The sequence below is a fragment of the Burkholderia sp. TSV86 genome, from assembly GCF_001522865.1.
In the GTDB taxonomy this organism is placed as follows: domain Bacteria; phylum Pseudomonadota; class Gammaproteobacteria; order Burkholderiales; family Burkholderiaceae; genus Burkholderia.
This window is the reverse complement of record NZ_LOWB01000115.1, coordinates 1-14,689: the sequence shown is the minus strand read 5'-3', so window position 1 is coordinate 14,689 and position 14,689 is coordinate 1. Positions and strand designations below refer to the sequence as shown.

The 14,689-nt window shown below is 65.3% G+C and carries 11 protein-coding genes and 1 pseudogene; 9 read left to right on the top strand and 3 right to left on the bottom strand.

Translation table 11 applies throughout. From position 1 onward, the window contains the following. Positions 1–89: 89 nt before the first annotated feature. Positions 90–2,432 (bottom strand): Tex family protein, encoded by a 2,343-nt coding sequence (locus WS68_RS21060; protein ID WP_059572602.1) that lies wholly within the window; start codon positions 2,430–2,432, stop codon positions 90–92. Between the two features lie 139 nt (positions 2,433–2,571). On the opposite strand from WS68_RS21060, the gene WS68_RS21055 reads away from it, so the two are divergent. The 3 genes from WS68_RS21055 (at position 2,572) to WS68_RS21045 (ending at position 5,924) form a co-directional block, all read left to right on the top strand. Next, a complete protein-coding gene (locus WS68_RS21055) occupies positions 2,572–3,327 on the top strand; it encodes a hypothetical protein (protein WP_059572601.1) in 756 nt (251 codons plus the stop codon). A 107-nt stretch (positions 3,328–3,434) separates the two neighbouring features. Beyond that, positions 3,435–3,650, top strand: a complete 216-nt coding sequence (locus WS68_RS21050; RefSeq protein WP_059572679.1) for a YdcH family protein — start codon at positions 3,435–3,437, stop codon at positions 3,648–3,650. Between the two features lie 66 nt (positions 3,651–3,716). After that, on the top strand, positions 3,717–5,924 hold the full coding sequence (locus tag WS68_RS21045; protein ID WP_059572600.1) for an ATP-dependent DNA helicase: 2,208 nt from the start codon (positions 3,717–3,719) through the stop codon (positions 5,922–5,924). A gap of 133 nt (positions 5,925–6,057) precedes the next feature. Here the strand turns inward: WS68_RS21045 and WS68_RS21040 are convergent, their stop codons facing one another. Next, positions 6,058–6,882: an outer membrane protein assembly factor BamD gene (locus WS68_RS21040; protein ID WP_059572599.1), complete on the bottom strand. Its 825-nt coding sequence runs from the start codon at positions 6,880–6,882 to the stop codon at positions 6,058–6,060. Between the two features lie 53 nt (positions 6,883–6,935). On the opposite strand from WS68_RS21040, the pseudogene WS68_RS21035 reads away from it, so the two are divergent. The 6 genes and pseudogenes from WS68_RS21035 to phaR all read left to right on the top strand — a co-directional run. Continuing rightward, positions 6,936–8,123 (top strand): annotated as a pseudogene (locus WS68_RS21035) (RluA family pseudouridine synthase); the annotation flags it as partial. 9 nt (positions 8,124–8,132) lie between these two features. Next, positions 8,133–8,975, top strand: coding sequence for a peptidoglycan editing factor PgeF (gene pgeF, locus WS68_RS26625; protein ID WP_082710202.1), 843 nt, complete (start codon positions 8,133–8,135; stop codon positions 8,973–8,975). Between the two features lie 516 nt (positions 8,976–9,491). After that, positions 9,492–11,291 carry a class I poly(R)-hydroxyalkanoic acid synthase gene (phaC, locus tag WS68_RS21030; RefSeq protein ID WP_059572598.1) on the top strand — a complete coding sequence of 600 codons (1,800 nt, stop codon included), beginning with the start codon at positions 9,492–9,494 and terminating at the stop codon, positions 11,289–11,291. A 96-nt stretch (positions 11,292–11,387) separates the two neighbouring features. Beyond that, on the top strand, positions 11,388–12,569 hold the full coding sequence (locus WS68_RS21025) for an acetyl-CoA C-acetyltransferase (RefSeq protein WP_059572597.1): 1,182 nt from the start codon (positions 11,388–11,390) through the stop codon (positions 12,567–12,569). Positions 12,570–12,683: 114 nt separating this feature from the next. Next, on the top strand, positions 12,684–13,424 hold the full coding sequence (locus WS68_RS21020) for a 3-ketoacyl-ACP reductase (protein WP_059518065.1): 741 nt from the start codon (positions 12,684–12,686) through the stop codon (positions 13,422–13,424). A 128-nt stretch (positions 13,425–13,552) separates the two neighbouring features. Continuing rightward, complete coding sequence (gene phaR, locus WS68_RS21015) at positions 13,553–14,119, top strand: polyhydroxyalkanoate synthesis repressor PhaR (protein ID WP_059572596.1); 567 nt, start codon at positions 13,553–13,555, stop codon at positions 14,117–14,119. 241 nt (positions 14,120–14,360) lie between these two features. On the opposite strand, the gene WS68_RS29065 is transcribed toward phaR, so the two are convergent. Beyond that, positions 14,361–14,689 (bottom strand): hypothetical protein (locus WS68_RS29065; protein ID WP_231753081.1); only part of this gene is annotated, 329 nt, incomplete at its 5' end.

The following is a 14,689-nucleotide window of genomic DNA, read 5'->3' as shown; positions in this document are numbered from 1 at the left end:
AGGAAGCGCTCAAAGCCTCGCAGCGCCAGCGCGCGCGACGCGTTCAATTGATGTGCCAGGCGGCCGCTCGGCAGCCGCCTGGCAGCGGTTCAGCGCGATTGCTTGAGTTTGGCAAACGCCGCGGCCATTGCGCCCGCCGGCTCCGGCTCACGCGACGAACGGGGCGGGCGATTGCCGCTACCGCCGCGCATCCCGCCGCGCTCGGCGTTGCCGCCGCGTCCGCCGGTGGCGGCATTCGGCGCGAAGTCGTCGTCCAGACGCATCGTCAGCGAAATGCGCTGACGCTTCACGTCGACGTCGAGCACCTTCACCTTGACTACCTGGCCGGCTTTCACGACCTCGTGCGGATCCTTGACGAATTTCGTCGACATTGCCGATACGTGCACGAGCCCATCCTGATGGACGCCGATGTCGACAAACGCGCCGAATGCCGCGACATTTGTTACGACGCCCTCGAGCACCATACCGGGCGCGAGGTCGGACACTTTTTCCACGCCTTCGCGGAATGTCGCGGTCTTGAATTCGGGGCGCGGATCGCGGCCCGGCTTTTCAAGCTCGCCGAGGATATCGCGCACCGTCGGCAGCCCGAAGCGCTCGTCGACGAATTCGGCGGGCGACAGCCCGGCGAGCGCGTCGCGGTTGCCGAGCACGTCGTCGATCCGTTTGCTGATTTTCGCGAGAATCCGCTCGACGACGGGATATGCCTCCGGGTGCACCGACGAGCGGTCGAGCGGATTCTCGCCGCCATTGATCCGCAAGAAGCCCGCCGCCTGCTCGAAGGTTTTGTCGCCCAGGCGCGGCACACGGCGCAGATGCTCGCGCGACGGGAACGGTCCGTTCGAGTCGCGATAATCGACGATGTTGCGCGCAAGCGTCGTGTTGAGCCCCGAGACGCGCGCGAGCAGCGCGGCCGATGCGGTGTTCGCGTCGACGCCCACGGCGTTGACGCAGTCCTCGACGACCGCGTCGAGCGAACGCGCAAGCTCGCGCTGATTGACGTCATGCTGATACTGACCCACGCCGATCGCCTTCGGCTCGATCTTCACGAGTTCGGCGAGCGGGTCCTGCAGCCGGCGCGCGATCGACACCGCGCCGCGCAACGACACGTCCAGATCCGGGAATTCCTTTGCGGCAAGCTCGGAGGCCGAATAGACGGACGCGCCCGCTTCGGACACGACGATCTTCTGCAGCCGGAGTTCCGGATGCTTCGCGATCAATTCGCCCGCGAGCTTGTCGGTTTCGCGCGACGCGGTGCCGTTACCGATGCTGATCAGCTCGGCCTGCGTCTCGCGCGCGATGCGCGCGAGCTTGGCAAGCGAGCCGTCCCAGTCGCGGCGCGGCTCGTGCGGATAGATCGTATCGGTGGCGAGCAGTTTGCCGGTGCGATCGACGACGGCGACTTTCACACCGGTGCGCAAGCCCGGATCGAGACCGATCACGGCCTTCGGGCCGGCGGGCGCGGCGAGCAGCAAATCCTTCAGATTGCGCGCGAATACGCGGATCGCTTCATGCTCGGCCGTCTCGCGCAGTTGCGTGAGCAGTTCGGTTTCGAGGTGCGGCTGCACCTTCACGCGCCAGCACCAGCGGCACACGTCGGCGAGCCATTTGTCGGCCGGCCGGCCTTGGTTCGCGATGCCGAAATGGCGGGCGATCATCGCTTCGCCCGGATGCGGCACCTGCGCGTCGAGTTCCTCGCCCAGGCCGAGCTTCACGCTCAGCACGCCCGCGTTGCGGCCGCGAAAGAGCGCGAGCGCGCGGTGCGACGGCACCGTTTTGAGCGTCTCGGCATAGTCGTAGTAATCGCGGAATTTTTCGCCTTCCTCGCCTTGCTTGCCGTCGACGACCGCCGACGACACCACGCCGCGCTCGAACAAATAGTCGCGCAGCTTGCCGAGCAGTTCGGCTGTCTCGCCGAATTGTTCGGACAGGATGTCGCGCGCGCCGTCGAGCGCGGCTTTCACGTCGGCGACGCCCTTGTCCGCGCTCACGTAGGCGGCCGCTTGCGTTTGAGGGTCGACAAGCGGATTCGCGAGCAGCGCTTGCGCGAGCGGCTCGAGCCCGGCTTCGCGGGCGATCTGCGCGCGCGTGCGACGCTTTGGCTTATACGGCAGGTACAGATCCTCGAGCGTCTGCTTGCTGTCGGCCGCTTCGATCGCCGCGCGCAATTCGTCCGTTAGCTTGCCTTGCTCGTCGATGCTCGCGACGATCGCCGCGCGGCGCTCTTCCAGCTCGCGCAGATACAGCAGGCGCTCTTCGAGCTGGCGCAATTGCGTGTCGTCGAGATTGCCCGTGACTTCCTTGCGGTAGCGGGCGATAAACGGAACGGTGGAGCCTTCGTCGAGGAGTTGCACGGCCGCGGCGACCTGCCGGGGCTGAACCGCCAATTCGTCGGCGATGCGCTGTACGATCTTGAGTGCTACGGTTTCCGTCATGTCGTGATATGCGTCTGCTGCGTGCTGAAATCGCCCGTGCCGGCCGGCTGGCCCTCGCACCGGGCTGGCGGGTGAATGGAGCGGGGCATTTTGCCATAAATGCGAAAGCACCCGACTTCGGGGTGCTAGAATTTGGCCCATGATCCGCAGCTTTCCTACGACGTTGCCTACCTTCCGATTTTCCGTTGTCACGTTCGCCACGCTCGCCGTGGCGCTTGCATCGGCGTTGTGCTGCACCGGCGCGGCCGCGCAGGCGTCCGCGCCGGCGGCTTCGGCGCCTGATGCCGCCGCCTCCGATGCGACCGCGTTCGCCGCGCAAGCCAATTTCGACGCACGTCAAAAAGTGCTCGATCAACGCACGGCGGAAAACGACTATCGTTATGCGGTAGCCCAGCACAACTGCTACAGCAAGTTTTTCGTCAACCATTGCCTGGACGGCGCGCGGGAAACGATGCGCGCGGAGCGCGCGAGCATCAACCAGGAGCAACAGGCGCTCAATGACGAACAACGGGCGGTGCGCGCGCAGGAGCGCGATCGCCAGATCGCGCTGAAAGACGCGCAACGGCAGGCGCAGGCGCCGCAGCGCGCGGCCAGCGACGCGGCGAATGCCGCCGCGTATGAAAGCAAGCAGCAACAAAATGCGCTCAAGCGCGCCGAACGCGACGCGCAGGCGCCGCAGCGCGCGGTGAGCCAGAAAGCGTATGACGATAAGCAGGCCGCGTTTCAGCGCAAGCTCGACGAAGCGCATGCGAAGGCCGCGCAGGATGCGCAGCAGCGTGCGCAGAACGCGCAGCGCTATGAGGAGAAGCAGCGTGATGCGGCGCAGCACAAAGCCGAGGTGGACGAGCGTCAGCGGCGGGCTGCCGAGAAGGGGCAGCAAAAGCAGCAGCCGTAATAAATAAGAGAGGGGCGGCGGGCAGTACGTTGGGTGGGGCGATTTGCAAGGCAATCTCGGGCATGCGGGCCGTCCGGCCGGTATGCCAGTTCAGTGAGGAGGCGAGTATGCAAACCCGTTTCGCGGATACGCAACAGGAGTTGTACAACCGGCTGGTATCTTTGCAAGAGCTGCATAAACAGCTTGCTCGCGAGATCGAACAGAAGGAAGGCCGCTCCGACATTGACGATCTGACGCTGCACCGGCTGAAGAAGGAAAAGCTGCTGGCCAAAGACAAGATCATCATGCTGCAGTCGCAGCTCGAACCGGACAAGCGCGCTTAGCGCGGCCTGGCAAGCGCCGGCGCCGCGGCAAGCGCCGGAGCCGGGAAACCCTGGGAACCGCTTGCCTTGAATTCACCGCTTGATGCCCATTCTGATGCGCGGCGCGACGCTTCGTCCGCCGCCGGCCCGCGTGCGCCCCAGGCCGGCGCGTATACGCCCAGCGTGAAGCGTGCCAACGAACTCGACGCCATTTTCGGCGCGAGCGGCCTGTTTGCGCGGGCGCTCGACGGTTATCGTCCGCGCGCGTCGCAGATCGAGATGGCGCGTGCTGTCGCGGCTGCAATGGAGGCATCGGGCAAGCTGATGCCCGAGCCGGAGATTTTCGACACGCGTAAGCGCCCGGCGCGGCGTTTGCAAGACGGCGCAAGCGCAGCCGACGCAGCTGCCGCGAGCGCCGACGAAACCGCCGCGAGTGCCGACAACACGCTGATCGTCGAAGCCGGCACCGGTACCGGCAAGACCTATGCTTACCTCGTGCCGGCGATGCTGTGGGGCGGCAAGGTAATCGTGTCGACGGGCACGAAGCACCTGCAGGACCAGCTTTTTCTACGCGACATTCCGACCGTGCGCGACGCGCTCGCGGTGCCCGTGACGGTTGCGATGCTCAAGGGGCGCGCGAACTACCTGTGCCATTACTATCTGCAGCGCACCGCCGACAACGGCCGGCTGCCGTCGCGGCAGGACACCGCGCATCTGCAGGAAATCGTCCGTTTCGCGAAGATCACGAAAAGCGGCGACAAGGCCGAGCTTGCGAGCGTGCCGGAAACGTCGCCCGTATGGCCAATGGTGACGTCGACGCGCGATAACTGCCTGGGCCAGGAATGCCCGCATTACAAGGAGTGTTTCGTGATGCAGGCGCGCCGTGACGCGCAGCAGGCGGACATCGTCGTGGTCAATCACCACCTGTTCTTCGCGGACATCATGCTGCGCGATACCGGCATGGCCGAACTGCTGCCGAGCGCGAACACGATTATCTTCGACGAGGCGCACCAGCTTCCGGAAACCGCGACACTGTTCTTCGGCGAGACGCTGTCGACGACGCAGTTGCTCGAGCTTGCGCGCGATTGCGTCGCGGAGGGGCTGGGGCACGCGCGCGATGCGGTCGAGTGGGTGAAGCTCGGCGGTGCGCTCGAACGCGCCGCGCGCGACGTGCGCCTTGCGTTTGGCGACGGCGGCACGTTGCGCGTGTCGCTCGCGCAGCTCGAAGACGATCACCCGCTGTTCGGCTCGCTCGATGCGCTCGACGCGGCGCTCGACGCGCTGTCGAGCGCGCTCGCAGGGCAAGCCGAGCGCGCTGAATCGATTGGCGCGTGCCATCGCCGAGCGCGCGAGCTGCAAGATCTGCTCGCGGGTTGGGTCGCGCCGCAGGCCGAGCAGCCGGCGCCGGACGAGGCGGGCGGCAACGAGAAGGTGCGCTGGATCGAGGTGTTTTCGCACACGGTTCAGCTGCACGAAACGCCATTGTCGGTCGCGCCAATTTTCGCGAAGCAGCGTGCGGGCGTGCCGCGTGCATGGATCTTCACGTCGGCGACGCTGTCGGTGCGCGGCGATTTCACGCACTATGCGGCGCAGATGGGGCTCGACGCGCGCCGCTCGATGACGCTGCCGAGTCCGTTCGACTATCCGGCCCAGGGGCTTTTATATGTGCCGCGGAACTTGCCGCAGCCATCGTCGCCCGCGTTCACCGATGCGGTATTCGACGCCGCATTGCCGGCGATCGAGGCATCGGGCGGCGGCGTGTTCGTGCTATGCACGACGCTGCGCGCGGTCGACCGGATCGCGGCGAAGCTGCGCGAGACGATCGACGCGCACGGCTGGCGCACGCCGCTGCTCGTGCAGGGCGATGCGAGCCGCACCGAGCTGCTCGATCGCTTCCGTGCGTATGGCAATGCGATCCTGGTCGGCAGCCAGAGTTTCTGGGAAGGCGTCGATGTGCGTGGCGACGCGCTGTCGCTCGTGGTGATCGACAAGCTGCCGTTCGCGCCGCCCGACGATCCAGTGCTTGCCGCGCGGCTCGATGCGCTCGCGAAGAAGGGGTTGAGTCCGTTCGCCGTTCATCAATTGCCGCAGGCCGTGATTACGCTGAAGCAGGGCGCGGGGCGGCTGATTCGCGCGGAGACGGATCGCGGCGTGCTGATGATCTGCGACACGCGCCTCGTCGACAAGCCATATGGCCGGCGCATCTGGCAGAGCCTGCCGCCGTTCAAGCGCACGCGCGAGATCGACGTCGTGCGCGAATTCTTCGCCGAGCGGCGCGAGACCGAGCAAGCGTAGGCGTGGCGTGTGGCCGCGCGCGGGCGGTGAGCCGTGAGCCTGTCCGCTCGGCTGCTTGCCGCGCGCAAAAGGAAACCCGGCGCGCAGGCCGGGTTTCCTTTTGCAGCGCCGCTGCAGGCGCCAGCGTGTCAGCTCAGAACTGCCACCATGACTTTTTCTTGCCCGAGCGTGAATGGCCCGTGATGTATGGGCTGTCCGGGAACGTCGACGCGAGCACGCGCTTCGTGTCGTCAGCGAGCTGGGGCTGATTCAGCTTCGTATAAGACATCATCATGATGTGCAGCGCATCCTCGATCGCGGGCGCATTCTTGTATTCCTTCAACGCGAGCTGCGCGCGGTTGATCGCCGCGACGTAGGCGCCGCGCCGATAGTAATAATCCGCCGCGTGCACTTCGTGCGAGGCAAGCGCGTTGACGATGTAACGCATCCGCGCGGCCGAGTCTGGCGCATACTTGCTCTTCGGATAGCGGTCGACGACGACCTTGAATGCGTCATACGATTCGCGCAGCGCCTGCGGATCGCGCTCGCTCATGTCCTGGCCAGAGAAGCGGCCGAACAGGCCCAGGTCGTCGTTGAAATGGATCATTCCCTTCAGATAGTACGCGTATGCGATATTGGGGTGATCCGGATGGAGCTGGATGAAGCGGTCGACAGCTTGGTCGGCAGCGGCCTGCTCGTTGTCCTTCCAGCTGCAATATGCGACGTTGATTTGCGCTTGCTGCGCGAAATGGCCGAACGGATCGCGACCCTGCAACGCCTCGAAGTACTTCGAGCACTTGCCCCAGTCGCCGCCCGTCAATGCATCCTGAGCCTCTGAGTATAATTTGTTGTTCGACCAGGTTACCGTCTCGTCGCTCTTTTGCGGCAGGCCATGGCAGCCCGCGACGAGCGCGGCGGCAGCGGCCAGCGCGGCCCAGGCGGCCGCGGGTTTCGCGACGCGTTTGGTCGAATGCATCATGGTGAATAGGGCTCGCATTGTCCTAGCTTTAAGTCTCAAGTGACCCAGTCTAAATGACCCGTTCAAGTTCGTTGCATGCCCATGAGGGCAAGTCAAACGGCGACGATTATAGCCCAAGCGACAATCCCGCCGACGCATCCGTCGGCGATTCGCTCGACGACGATTTGGCGAGCGACGCGTTCGGCGCGCCCGCTAGCGCCGGCGTGGGTGGTAACGCGCCGCGCACGGTCGAGGTGCCGCCCGCGCTCGCCGGCGAGCGGCTCGACAAAGCGCTCGCCCAGCTTTTTCCCGAGTTTTCGCGCAGCCGCCTGCAGCAGTGGATCGAATCGTCACGCGTGCGCATCGACGGCGCGCCCGCGAAAATCCGTCAGCCGGTGCCGCTTGGCGCGACCATCGAGCTGATCCCGGACCTGCTGCCCGAGCAGCTCGCGTTCGCGCCTGAGCCGGTGCCGCTTGCGATCGTCTATGAGGACGATACGCTTGTCGTGATCGATAAGCCGGCCGGGCTCGTCGTCCATCCCGCCGCGGGAAACTGGGGCGGCACGCTGCTCAACGGCCTGTTGCATCGCTACGGCGACGCGGCGGCCGGGCTGCCGCGCGCGGGCATCGTGCATCGCCTCGACAAGGAAACGTCGGGGCTGATGGTCGTCGCGCGCACGCTCGCCGCGCAAACCGATCTGGTGCGCCAGTTGCAGGCCCGCACGGTAAAGCGCCGCTACTTCGCGCTCGCGTGGGGGCGCATGCCCGACGAGGGTACGATCGATGCGCCGATCGGCCGCGATCCGCGCGAGCGCACGCGCATGGCGGTCGTCACGGGTGCGGCGGGCAAGCCCGCGCGCACGCACTTCCGAACCATCGACACGGCGTTGTGGGAGCGTCAACCGGTATCGGCGATCCATTGCGACCTCGAAACCGGCCGCACGCATCAGATCCGCGTGCATTGCGCGCACGCCGGGCATCCGCTGCTGGGCGATCCGGTATATGGCCGCGCGCGCGGCAAGCGCTCGGTCGCGGCATTGCCGGGCGGCTTCGCGCGGCAGGCGCTGCATGCGTGGCGGCTCGGTCTCGTGCATCCGGCAACGGGCCGCGCGATGCATTGGCGCGCGCCGCTGCCGGACGATCTCGCGGCGCTCGTCGACGCACTCGGCTTCGGCGCGGATGACGGGGAATTCGGTGACGACGGCGCGGTCTATGACGATGGTTATGATGACGGTATTCCCTATGCCGACGACGATGAGGATTGGTTACCGATGACGCCGCCGCGCCCGCTGACCCTCGCCGACTGCGTGCAACCCGATTGGGGGGCGCCGCCGCGCGTGCGCGCGCTGGTGTCGACCCGTAACGGCGGCGTGAGCGCGCCGCCGTATGGCGGTTGGCGCGACGCATGCGAAGTCACGGGCGGGATGAATCTCGGCTTTCATACCGGCGACGATCCGGCACACGTCGCCGCGAACCGCGCGCGCCTGCTCGCGCTGACCGGCCAGCCGCGCGCCGCGTGGCTCGAACAGGTTCACGGCACGGACGTCGTGCGCGCGGACGAGGCGCTCGCCGGCGCGACCGACGGCAGCGCGCGCGTCGTGCGGGCCGATGCGAGCGTGACTGTGACGCCGGGCGCCGTTTGCGTCGTGATGGTCGCCGATTGTCTGCCGGTGTTGCTATGCGACGGCGCGGGCCGGGCCGTCGGCGCCGCGCATGCGGGGTGGCGCGGGCTTGCGGCGGGGATCGTCGAGAAGACGGCTGAGCGCGTCGCGCAACTGGCGGGGTGCGATGCCGACGGATTGTTCGCGTACCTCGGCCCCGCGATCGGGCCGGCGGCGTTCGAAGTCGGCGCGGATGTGCGCGCTGCTTTCCTGGCCGCGGCGCAACTTGCCGATTACGCGGCGACCGATCGCGCGTTCGTCCCGCAAGCGGCGGCACCCGGCAAGTATCGGGCGGATCTCTATGCGCTTGCGCGCCTGCGCTTGGCGCGCGCGGGCGTCATGCGCGTGAGCGGCGGCGGCGCATGCACGCTGAGCGAACGCGAGCGGTTCTACTCTTACCGGCGCGATCGCGTGACCGGCCGCATGGCCGCGATGATCTGGCTGACCGAATGACGGCCGCGAGCCGCATGCGGCGATGATTTCCGTGCGGTGCCGAAAGAATATTTTCATGCTTGGCGGGATATATTGCTGCGATGCTTCGCGCGATTATTATCATTGAATTCGTTTAAACTCCGATCGGCCGTAATTGCTTGTCGTTACGGGCTGCGCGCGATTTTTGCAACGATTTGTTCCGGTTTGCGAAGTATTTTGACGCGCACGTTATCGGAGGTGACGCATTACATGGGGAAAACGATAATGATAAAACTACCGCACTGCGGCAGAATCTGAAGCCATGTGCCACGAGACGATCGTCCGACTCGATGGCGCGTGATAATAGGATGGTCGACATCGAGCGGCTCGAGCAGGATTCCCGGGGTCTCGCAGGAATATCGAGGAAACACCGTTAAGGCAGGTATGACAGCACCGAAACAAACGTCGACATCCACTCACACGGATACTGCACAAACTCACGAGTCAGCCGGATCGGCGGCTTGGCCTGATACCGCGTGGTTCGATGCGGCCCGGCCCATGCAACAGATGTTCGATGCATGGCTGAATGCGTGGCGCGGCTTCGCCGAGCCGGCCCGCGCGGCTGCCGGCGCCGCGGGGGCTCAGCCGGCGTGGGCTTGGCCGAATCAGCCGTTTTCCTTGCCGTTCGCGATGCCGTCGATGCCGAACTGGTCCGACGCGGCCGCGCCGTTTCCCGCAGCCATTGCCGGTCTCGCGCCGCTCGCGTCGGTGCCGCCCGCGCGGCTGCAACAGTTGCAAGCCGATTATTCACGCGATTGCTTGGCGCTGCTTCAGCAGGCAACGGCCGCGACCCCGGCGCTGCCGGAACTGAAGGACCGGCGCTTCAGCTCGGATGCGTGGAAGGGCTCGCCGGCGCACACGTTCGCTGCTGCCTGGTATCTGCTGAATGCGCGCTACCTGCAGGCGCTGGCCGAGTCGCTCGAAACCGATTCGAAAACGCGCGAGCGTATCCGCTTCGCGGTCGAGCAGTGGACGGCGGCTGCGGCGCCGAGCAACTTCCTCGCGCTCAATCCGGATGCTCAGAAGAACGTGATCGACACGCAGGGCGAGAGCCTGCTGCTCGGCATGATGAACCTGTTCTCGGACCTGCAGCGCGGCAAGGTCTCGCAGACGGACGAATCGCAGTTCGTCGTCGGCAAGGATCTCGCCGTGACGTCAGGCGCGGTGATTTACGAGAACGACCTGATCCAGCTCATCCAGTACAAGCCGTTGACGGCGACCGTGTTCGAGCGGCCGCTGCTCATCGTGCCGCCGTGCATCAACAAGTTCTACATCCTCGATCTGCGGCCGCAGAGTTCGCTCGTCGAGCATGCGCTGGCGAGTGGCCATCCGGTCTATCTGATTTCGTGGCGCAACGCGGATGCGTCGATCGCGCACAAGACCTGGGACGATTACATCGACGAAGGACTGCTTGCCGCGATCGACGTGGTCCAGCAGGTGAGCGGGCGCGAGCAGATCAACACGCTCGGCTTTTGCGTCGGCGGCACGCTGCTGGCAACGGCGCTCGCCGTGCTCGCCGCGCGCGGCGAGCATCCGGCCGCGTCGATGACGCTGCTTACCGCGATGCTCGATTTTTCCGACACGGGCATTCTTGACGTGTTCGTCGACGAAGCGCACGTGCAGTTGCGCGAGCAGACGATCGGCGGCAAGAATGGCGGCCAGCCGGGCCTGATGCGCGGCATCGAGTTCGCCAACACGTTCTCGTTCCTGCGGCCCAACGATCTGTTCTGGAACTACGTCGTCGACAACTATCTGAAGGGCCGCACGCCCGCGCCGTTCGATCTGCTGTACTGGAACAGCGATTCGACGAATCTGCCCGGCCCGATGTATGCGTGGTATCTGCGCCATACCTATCTCGAGAACAAGCTGCGTGAGCCCGACGCGCTGACGGTATGCGGCGAGAGCGTCGATCTGTCGAGGATCGACGTGCCGACCTTCATCTACGGCTCGCGCGAAGACCACATCGTGCCGTGGCGAACCGCGTATGCGTCGACGTCGCTGCTCACCGGCCCGCTGACGTTCGTACTCGGCGCATCGGGCCACGTCGCGGGCGTCATCAATCCGCCGGCTAAGAATAAACGCAGCTACTGGACCTACGACGCTCCGGCCAAGGCGCTGCCCGAATCGGGGGACGACTGGTTTGATGCGGCGACCGAGCATCCGGGAAGCTGGTGGCCCGAATGGACCACATGGCTCGACCAGTACGGCGGCCGCAAGGTGAAGCCGCGCGCGCTCGGCTCGGCAAGTTTCCCGGTGATCGAGCCCGCGCCCGGCCGGTATGTGCTGCAACGCGATTGACGAACGGCGGAAGGCGGCGCACGCTTTCCGATGCGACCGTTTTTTTGACAGGGCGGCCGTGGCGCGCAGCGCCGCGTTTGCCCGGAGGACAGTGAGATGACAGACGTAGTGATCGTATCGGCCGCGCGCACCGCGGTCGGCAAGTTCGGCGGTTCGCTCGCGAAGATTGCCGCGCCCAAGCTCGGCGCAACCGTGATTCGCGCGGTGCTCGAGCGGGCCGGCGTGAAACCCGAGCTGGTCAGCGAAGTGATCATGGGCCAGGTGCTGACGGCGGGCTCGGGCCAGAATCCGGCGCGCCAGGCGCTGATCGCGGCGGGATTGCCGAACGCGGTGCCGGGCATGACGATCAACAAGGTGTGCGGCTCGGGCCTGAAGGCCGTGATGCTGGCGGCGAACGCGATCGTGGCGGGTGACGCGGAAATCGTCGTCGCGGGCGGCCAGGAGAACATGAGCGCCGCGCCGCATGTGCTGCCGGGCTCGCGCGACGGTTTCCGGATGGGCGATGCGAAGCTCGTCGACACCATGATCGTCGACGGCCTGTGGGATGCCTATAACCAGTATCACATGGGCATCACCGCGGAAAACGTCGCGAAGGAGCATGGCATCACGCGCGAAGAGCAGGACAAGTTCGCCGCGCTGTCGCAGAACAAGGCGGAAGCGGCGCAGAAGGCCGGTCGTTTCGACGACGAGATCGTGCCGATCGAGATTCCGCAAAAGAAGGGCGAGCCGGTGCGCTTTGCGACCGACGAGTTCGTGCGCCACGGCGTGACGGCCGAATCGCTCGCGGGCCTGAAGCCCGCGTTCGCGAAGGACGGCACGGTGACGGCCGCGAACGCGTCCGGCATCAACGACGGCGCGGCCGCGGTGCTCGTGATGTCGGCGCAGAAGGCCGACGCGCTCGGCCTGAAGCCGCTTGCGCGGATCAAGGCCTATGCGAACGCGGGTGTCGATCCGAGCGTGATGGGGATCGGCCCGGTGCCGGCGTCGCGCCGTTGTCTCGAGCGCGCCGGCTGGTCGGTGGGCGATCTCGATTTGATGGAAATCAACGAAGCGTTCGCCGCGCAGGCGCTCGCGGTGAACAAGCAGATGGGCTGGGACACGTCGAAGATCAACGTGAACGGCGGTGCGATCGCGATCGGTCATCCGATTGGCGCGTCGGGTTGCCGGATTCTCGTCACGCTGCTGCATGAAATGCAGAAACGCGATGCGAAGCGAGGCTTGGCGTCGCTGTGCATCGGCGGCGGAATGGGCGTCGCGCTCGCGCTCGAGCGCCCGTGACGTGATGCATGCGCGCGCCGGCCGGGCCACACCGTCGCGCGCGATCCGACTGACGGCAAAGAGGCAGAGAGGCCGCCGCCCGGCGCCTCTCAAAATGATAAGGGAGTGATGTCTATGTCACAGCGAATTGCTTACGTAACCGGCGGAATGGGTGGTATCGGCACGAGCATCTGCCAGCGCCTGCACAAGGACGGCTTCAAGGTGATCGCGGGCTGCGGCCCGAATTCGCCGCGCCGCGTGAAATGGCTCGACGATCAGAAGGCGCTCGGTTTCGATTTCTATGCGTCCGAAGGCAATGTCGGCGATTGGGATTCGACGAAGCAGGCGTTCGACAAGGTGAAGGCCGAGATCGGCGAGGTGGATGTGCTCGTCAACAACGCGGGCATCACGCGCGATGTCGTGTTCCGCAAGATGACGCGCGAAGACTGGACGGCCGTGATCGACACGAATCTGACGAGCCTCTTCAACGTGACGAAGCAGGTGATCGACGGGATGGTCGAGCGCGGTTGGGGGCGGATCATCAATATTTCGTCGGTGAACGGCCAGAAAGGTCAGTTCGGCCAAACCAATTATTCGACTGCGAAAGCGGGCATTCACGGCTTCACGATGTCGCTTGCGCAGGAAGTCGCGACGAAGGGCGTGACGGTCAATACGGTGTCGCCCGGCTACATCGGCACCGACATGGTGAAGGCGATCCGCCCGGACGTGCTCGAGAAGATCGTCGCGACGATCCCGGTGCGCCGGTTGGGCTCGCCCGACGAGATCGGCTCGATCGTCGCGTGGCTGGCATCAGAGGAATCCGGTTTCGCGACGGGCGCCGATTTCTCGCTGAACGGCGGCTTGCATATGGGCTGAGCCGTGCGCTGCCGGCCGGTATATGCCGGCCGGCCGCATGGATCGGGGTTCCGGGGACGCCGGGCGTTGCGCGATGAGGCGCGGCGCCCGCGTTGTCATTACGCGCATCAGGCGCTCAAGGGCGTTACATGACGACTACAAAGAAAACTAGCGAACGGCTGATCAAGAAGTATCCGAACCGCCGTTTGTACGATACGGAGACGAGCACCTACATTACGTTGACCGATGTGAAGCAGCTCGTGCTGGAGCAGGAGGACTTCAAGGTCATCGACGCGAAGAGCAACGAGGATTTGACGCGCAGCATCCTGTTGCAGATCATTCTTGAAGAGGAAAGCGGCGGCGTGCCGATGTTCTCGTCATCGATGCTGTCGCAGATCATCCGCTTCTACGGGCATGCGATGCAGGGGATGATGGGCGCCTATCTCGAGAAGAACATCCAGGCGTTCATCGACATCCAGGGCAAACTCGCCGAGCAGTCGAAGAACCTGTATGAGAACAATGCGATGAATCCGGAAGTCTGGTCGCAGTTCATGAACATGCAGGCGCCGATGATGCAAGGAATGATGACGAACTATATCGAGCAGTCGAAGAACATGTTCGTGCAAATGCAGGAGCAGATGCAGAATCAGGCGAAGACGATGTTCAGCTCGTTTCCGTTCAAACCGGTGACGTCTTCGGAGCCGGACAAGAAATAATAAGCGGTGACGGATTTGGCGAGCCCGCGCGGCTGGTCTTGGCGGGCCGCCGCCGGCTTCGGGGGCCGTTTTCTGCACGCAGCGAAGAGGCGAATAGGGGCGGCGCATGGCAGGGCGGAAACGGCGCTCACGGCCGACGTGCCGCCGCGCTCGCGTGATTTCGTGTTTGCCGCATCACGGGGCGGTTCCACATCGCGCAGCGGCGGTCTGCGTCGCTGGAGCGGCGGGGCGTTGCGGTGGTTCACGTTACGCCGCGGGCCGCGCTCGGCGCGGCGGGGGCCGCAGCCATCGTTTCCGTCCGTGCGTCCAAGGTTTTCATCCATGCGTCGCAAGCGTTTTGCGACGCATGACGTCCGTCGGCCTGGACATTCGCCGTGCGGACGCGCATCTCAGCGCACGGACATTCCGTGACGCGCCGCCGGTCGAATCCGGCGCTTCGCCGCCCATGCTGCCCGCCGACTTTTCCGGCTCTGCTCGGCGGATTCCTCGAAGTTGATCGGCCCCCAGCAAACAGTGCCATGATGTAGTCGAGTTTTCGGCGGACTTTTTCAGTATGAAAGGAGCCGTACG